Origin of the sequence: Acinetobacter sp. DSM 11652, assembly GCF_900109815.1 — a bacterium.
In the GTDB taxonomy this organism is placed as follows: Bacteria; Pseudomonadota; Gammaproteobacteria; order Pseudomonadales; family Moraxellaceae; genus Acinetobacter.
Genome location: NZ_FOBK01000005.1, coordinates 233,501 through 239,862, shown reverse-complemented (window position 1 = coordinate 239,862; position 6,362 = coordinate 233,501). Strand labels below are relative to the sequence as shown.

General features: G+C 39.5%; 7 protein-coding genes and 1 pseudogene. 6 read left to right on the top strand and 2 right to left on the bottom strand.

The window, feature by feature from the left end; genetic code table 11:
* The 6 genes and pseudogenes from BMW42_RS07340 to pcaG form a co-directional block, all read left to right on the top strand.
* Window positions 1-435: pseudogene (locus BMW42_RS07340) on the top strand (acetyl-CoA C-acyltransferase); the annotation flags it as partial.
* Window positions 436-497: 62 nt separating this feature from the next.
* A complete protein-coding gene (pcaB, locus tag BMW42_RS07335) occupies window positions 498-1,856 on the top strand; it encodes a 3-carboxy-cis,cis-muconate cycloisomerase (protein WP_092766917.1) in 1,359 nt (452 codons plus the stop codon).
* Window positions 1,853-2,635, top strand: a complete 783-nt coding sequence (gene pcaD, locus BMW42_RS07330; protein ID WP_171076801.1) for a 3-oxoadipate enol-lactonase — start codon at window positions 1,853-1,855, stop codon at window positions 2,633-2,635. Before pcaB ends, pcaD begins: the two co-directional genes overlap by 4 nt.
* A 47-nt stretch (window positions 2,636-2,682) precedes the next feature.
* Window positions 2,683-3,081: a 4-carboxymuconolactone decarboxylase gene (pcaC, locus tag BMW42_RS07325; RefSeq protein WP_035269644.1), complete on the top strand. Its 399-nt coding sequence runs from the start codon at window positions 2,683-2,685 to the stop codon at window positions 3,079-3,081.
* 35 nt (window positions 3,082-3,116) lie between these two features.
* Window positions 3,117-3,842, top strand: coding sequence for a protocatechuate 3,4-dioxygenase subunit beta (gene pcaH / locus BMW42_RS07320; protein ID WP_092766916.1), 726 nt, complete (start codon window positions 3,117-3,119; stop codon window positions 3,840-3,842).
* Between the two features lie 14 nt (window positions 3,843-3,856).
* Window positions 3,857-4,486 (top strand): protocatechuate 3,4-dioxygenase subunit alpha, encoded by a 630-nt coding sequence (gene pcaG / locus BMW42_RS07315; protein WP_092766915.1) that lies wholly within the window; start codon window positions 3,857-3,859, stop codon window positions 4,484-4,486.
* A 120-nt stretch (window positions 4,487-4,606) separates the two neighbouring features.
* Here the strand turns inward: pcaG and BMW42_RS07310 are convergent, their stop codons facing one another.
* Window positions 4,607-5,956, bottom strand: a complete 1,350-nt coding sequence (locus BMW42_RS07310; RefSeq protein WP_092766914.1) for an MFS transporter — start codon at window positions 5,954-5,956, stop codon at window positions 4,607-4,609.
* A 13-nt stretch (window positions 5,957-5,969) separates the two neighbouring features.
* Window positions 5,970-6,356, bottom strand: a complete 387-nt coding sequence (locus BMW42_RS07305) for a PaaI family thioesterase (RefSeq protein WP_092766913.1) — start codon at window positions 6,354-6,356, stop codon at window positions 5,970-5,972.
* Window positions 6,357-6,362 lie beyond the last annotated feature (6 nt).

Genomic DNA, 6,362 nt, shown 5'->3' with positions numbered 1-6,362 from the left:
GATGGTGCTGCTGCGATTCTGATTGCTTCTGATGCAGCTGTAGAAAAATATGGTTTAAAACCTCGTGCCAAAGTAATTGGTGCAACCACTGTTGGGGTTGAACCTCGCATTATGGGCTTTGGTCCTGCACCTGCGATTAAAAAGTTACTGGCTCAAACAGGTTTAACACTAGAGCAAATGGATGTGATTGAGCTGAACGAAGCGTTTGCAGCACAAGCATTGGCGTGTACACGTGACCTAGGTTTAGCCGACGATGATGCGCGTGTAAACCCAAATGGTGGTGCAATTGCACTAGGTCATCCATTGGGTGCATCAGGTGCGCGTTTGGTGACGACTGCTCTCAACCAACTAGAAGCAACTGGCGGTAAATATGCATTGTGCTCTATGTGTATTGGTGTGGGTCAAGGCATCGCTTTAATAATTGAAAAAGTTTAACAGCAATTTTTGGACAGACGCTTTATGGTGAAACACATGATGAAGCGTAATAGGGATAAGTTATGAGTCAGTTATATGCAAGTTTGTTTTATCAGAATGATGTAAATATCATATTTAGTGATGAAGCACTCGTAAAATATATGTTGCGTGCAGAGGTTGCACTGGCTCAAGCTCAAGCTGAAGTTGGTGTTATTCCCTTAATTGCTGCTGAAACGATTCAACGTGTTGCAGCACAAGAAATTCATTCCATTATTAATTTTGATCATTTGGCACAGTCCAGTGGTCTCGCTGGCAATATTGCAATTCCATTCGTAAAGCAATTCACTGCTGCTGTGAAAAAAATCAATGAAGATGCTTCTCGTTATGTGCATTGGGGTGCGACCAGCCAAGATATCATTGATACGGCCTTTATGCTGCAAGCTCAAGATGCGTTACAGCTGATCGAAATGCAACTTATCCAGGCTATTCAGGCAACTAAAAAACTGACGATTCAATACCGTGATCAGGTAATGATCGGACGTACATGGTTGCAACAAGGTTTACCGCTTACCTTTGGACATAAAACAGCACGGTGGCTCTCTAGTTTAGATCGAGATTTAAAGCGTGTTCAGCAGTTACAGCAACATGTCTTAACAGCGCAGTTAGGTGGTGCGGTAGGTACTTTAGCTTCATTAACTGAATATGGTTCGGCTGTAGTGAGTACCTACGCACAAAAACTTGGTTTAAATACACCCGTATGTACATGGCATGGGGAACGAGATCGTGTAGCCGAAATTGCACATGTACTTGCAACGATTACAGGAAACTTGGGCAAGATGGCCCGTGACTGGTCACTCATGATGCAAACAGAAATTGCAGAAGTGTTTGAACCGAGTGGTGCTGGGCGTGGAGGGTCATCGACGATGCCTCATAAGCGTAATCCTGTTGCAGCTGCTTCAATTCTAGCCGCTGCAAATCGCGTCCCTGCATTAATGTCAAGTATCTACCAAAGCTTAGTACAAGAACATGAACGAAGTTTAGGTGCATGGCATGCTGAATGGCTAGCGTTACCAGAGTTATTTCAACTGACGGCGGGTAGTTTAAGTAGAGCAATCGATGTATTTACGGGATTAGAAGTAGATCCTGAAAATATGTTCAGAAATTTAGAGTGCACGCAAGGATTAATCATGGCTGAAGCACTGATGATGTCACTCGCACCTCAGATGGGTCGATTGAATGCACATCATCTTGTGGAAGCTGCTTGTAAGCAAGCCGTTGCCGAACAACGACACTTACTCGATGTTGTACAAAATAATCCAGAAATATTAGCTATTTTTGATCTAGATCAACTCCGTCAGATTTTTAATCCGCAACATTATCTAGGAAATACTCAAGCACAAATAGATGCGGTACTAGAGAGCGTTCAAGGAAGTACACCATAATGACATTAATCAATAATCGTAATGGTCAGCAGCTTGCGGTCTATCGTTTTGGTGACGATACAAAACCAAGCATCATTTTTTCAAACTCACTGGGCACTGATCATGGCATGTGGCAAGCCCAAATTGATTATTTTTCCAAAGATTATGATGTGATTTGCTACGACACACGTGGTCATGGAAGAAGTAGTGTCATTGAAAATACCACAATCATTGATTTAGCCAATGATGTCCTTGATGTACTCAATCATTTCTCTATAGAAAAAGCGCATTTTTGTGGTATCTCCATGGGGGGAGTTACTGGGATTCAATTAGGCATAATTGCACCAGAGCGTTTTAACTCTATTACCATTGCAAATTCAGCAGCAAAAATTGGAAATGCCGAGGCATGGTTGAGTCGTGCAGATGCGGTTGAACAAAATGGTTTGGCTGATATCGTCAGTACTACACATACGCGTTGGTTTAGTGAACAATTTGATTATTTACACGATGTGACAGCTCAAAAAACCATTCAGAGTTTGTCTGTCACTCAGCCTAAAGGCTATGCAGCCTCTTGTCGTGCTTTAGCTCAGACGGATTTACGCAATCAACTTGGAAAAATTATTGTGCCTTGTTTGGCATTATGTGGCGGCTTAGATCCTGTGACCACAGTGAATGATGGTGAGTTTTTAAAACAACATATACCTGACTGTCAACTTGCAGTCATAGATGCATCGCATTTATCCAATATTGAGCGACCAGTTGAATTTAACCAAGCATTGCTTGCTTTTATTCAGTCTTAAGCACATCTGAACATCAAATAATTTCAATTTTAAAGAGGAACAACCTCATGAATGATGAAGAACGTTATAAGCAGGGGCTAGAAGTCCGTACTGAAGTCTTGGGTGAAGCCCATGTCGGGCGTTCACTTGAAAATTTAAATGAATTTAATGCTGATTTTCAAAACTTCATTAGTCGTTTTGCATGGGGTGAGGTTTGGTCACGACCAGGATTGCCAAGACATACACGTAGTTTGGTGACGATTGGAATCTTACTTGCATTGGGGCGTGAAGCAGAGCTCAGAATGCATATTCGTGCTTGTTTCAACAATGGCGTTACTAAAGATGATCTTAAAGAATTATTTTTGCATGCGTCTTTATATGCAGGACTTCCTGCAGCCAATGCTGCAATGCATATGGCAGAAGAAGTATTTGCAGAGTTAGGCATTTCGCCTGAGAAAATTAAATAAACGGACGATATTTTAAATTGAATAAGGAGAGATTCATGTCTCAAATTCTGATGGGTGCTTATGCACAGCGAAATACAGATGATCATCCACCAGCATATGCACCGGGATATAAAACCAGTGTATTACGTTCCCCGAAAAATGCACTGATTTCGATTGCGCAAACATTAACCGAGGTTACTGCACCTCACTTTAGCGCAGACTTATTGGGTCCTAAAGACAATGATTTAATTTTAAATTATGCAAAAGATGGTTTACCTGTTGGTGAACGCGTCATTATTCATGGTTATTTACGTGATCAATTTGGTCGTCCTGTTAAAAATGCTTTGATTGAAGTATGGCAAGCGAATGCCTCAGGACGTTATCGCCATCCAAATGATCAGTATGTGGGAGCTATGGACCCTAACTTTGGTGGTTGCGGTCGAATGCTCACAGATGAAAATGGATTCTTCATTTTTAGAACGATAAAACCAGGACCTTATCCGTGGCGTAACCGTATCAATGAGTGGCGTCCAGCACATATCCATTTTTCTGTGATGGCAGATGGCTGGGCACAGCGTTTGATTTCCCAGTTTTATTTTGAAGGCGATACATTAATTGATAGCTGTCCAATTTTAAAAACTGTTCCTTCAGAACAACAGCGAAGAGCTTTAATTGCGCTCGAAGACAAGAGCAACTTTATTGAAGCTGATAGTCGTTGCTATCGTTTTGACATTACTTTACGTGGTCGTCGTGCGACATATTTTGAAAATGATTTGACTTGATAGGGAGCATCAGGATGAATGGCTGGAAATTTGAAGAATTACATGAAACACCATCTCAAACAGGTGGTCCATATGTCCATATTGGATTAATGCCTAATCAAGCTGGTATAGAAGTATTTGAGCATAGCTTCAATAATCAAATGGTGAAAGATGGCACTCAAGGTGAACGTATTCGCCTCGAAGGGCAAGTTTTTGACGGTTTGGGTTTACCACTTCGCGATGTACTCGTAGAAATTTGGCAAGCTGATGCCAATGGTGTTTATCCAAGTCAGCAGGATACGCAAGGGAAGCAGCCAGATCCAAACTTTTTAGGTTGGGGTAGAGCGGGTGCGGATTTTGACACTGGTTTTTGGAGCTTCGATACGATCAAACCAGGTGCTGTTCCTGGACGTAAGGGTTCACAGCAAGCACCACATATCGCGCTGGTTATTTTTGCGCGTGGTATCAATTTAGGTTTACATACTCGAGTTTACTTCGAGGATGAAGCTGAAGCGAATGCGAAAGACCCAATTTTGAATGGTATTGAGTGGGCGCCACGTCGTCAAACACTCATTGCTAAGCGTGAAGAGCGTGATGGTCAGATCGTTTATCGTTTCGATATTCGCATTCAAGGTGAAAATGAAACTGTATTCTTTGATATTTAAACTTTGAACAAGAAACAACAAAAGGTCAGTGATTTCACTGACCTTTTGTTGTTTCTATCAATAGATTTTGATGAAACAACTTATCTTAACAATACAAAGTTATATATTCGTGAGCGTAAATTATTGAGGCTCTTTTTGTAAAACGACATATGGTGTATTTACTACGGATTTTTGTTTTAACTTATAGATGATGAAAATGGCAATAGCTGCTAAAACAAATGCAAAACCAAAATTTCCGTACAATTCTAAAGGCGAGTTCCCTAGGTCTAAAAAGTATCCCGCAATGATTGGAGAGAAAATACCACCAAAACGACCAACACCAGTTGCAATCCCCACGCCTGTTGATCGTACATCTGCCTCATAGAGCTGTGTAGAAATGGCATAGATTCCAGCTAAACAGCCATTAATAAAGAATCCTAGCGTTGTGGCAACGATGATTAATATATTTAAATTATCTGTATTGTTCACAAACAATAAAATACATACGTACGTGAGGATTAAAAAGGCAATTTGATTGATGTATACGCTGACTTTAGAACTAAGAACACCAATGATAAAACTACCTAAAATACCACCCACGCTGATCATCATGGCAGTTTTAATAGATAATGAGTTATCTAGACCAGAACTATTGAGAATTTTAGGTGTCCAGCCCATCACGAAATAAAAACCAAAAAGAATAAAGAATATAGAAACCCATAATACAAGGGATTTAACTAAATACTTGTGGTTAAATATTTCTACGTCAGAAGACTTTTGATTTTTTACATATGCTTTGGGGAGTGTGAGAATTGGTTTTTTATGCATTTTAGAGAAAATTTGATTCAATTTTTCCAAAGCATATTTTGGTTGTTTTAGTAATAAATAATCGATCGATTCTGGTAAAAATTTCAATGAGCAAAGAAAAGCAAATGTAGTAACGAATCCACCAATTAGTAATACTTGTCTCCAACCGATACTTTCTAAGCTATATACAGCAAGTAGTGCTCCGCTAATTGCTCCAATCCCATAACCGGCAGATAATATCCCAACACTAAAACTTTTATATTTAGTTGGAGAATATTCACTGGCCAAAATCATAGCACTGATTTGAACACCACCAATACCAACACCAGTGAAAAATCTGCACAGAACCAATTGCTTAAAATCGGTGGCAAATGCAGATGCAAACATGCTCAAACCACAGATTAATAGACAAAGGTTAATTAAATTACGTCTGCCGATTTTATCTGCGAGAGGTGCAAGTAAAAATGAACAGACGGTCATACCAATTAAACCAGCACTAATTAAAGTTCCTATATTAGTACCAGTTAATGAAAACTCATTGGCAACTGAACTTGCCAAATAAGCCATTATCATGAAATCGAATCCATCGATAATGTATAAAATAAAACAGAAAAAAACGACGAATTTTTGATATGAACTTATTTTGTCATTATCGACACAATCCTTTAATTTTAAGATATCCATTCTTTTTTAATCCTTATAGAACCATAAATGCAGCACTGGTTTTTGCCACTAACTTTCCATGCTGCCAAGCTTCACTTTCAATGCTTAAAATTTTACGTCCTTCTTTAATGAACCACGCTTTTGCTAATACTTCACCAACTTCACATGGTCTGAAGAAATCAATTGTTAAATTAATTGTGGCAGCTGGTTTTTCTGTTTGATTTAAGGCGGCTAAAATACCCATTGCATCATCAAGCATGGCACAGATCATGCCTCCTTCAACACTTCCCCTAGGATTAGTAAAACTTTCAAGAGCAATATATTGAACTGAAATTTCTCGCTTTTCCTTGTTCCACTGAAGTTGATGACCACCCAACAAATGATGAATAGGGGGCAGATTAGATAAAACTTGTTCTTCCATTGAAAA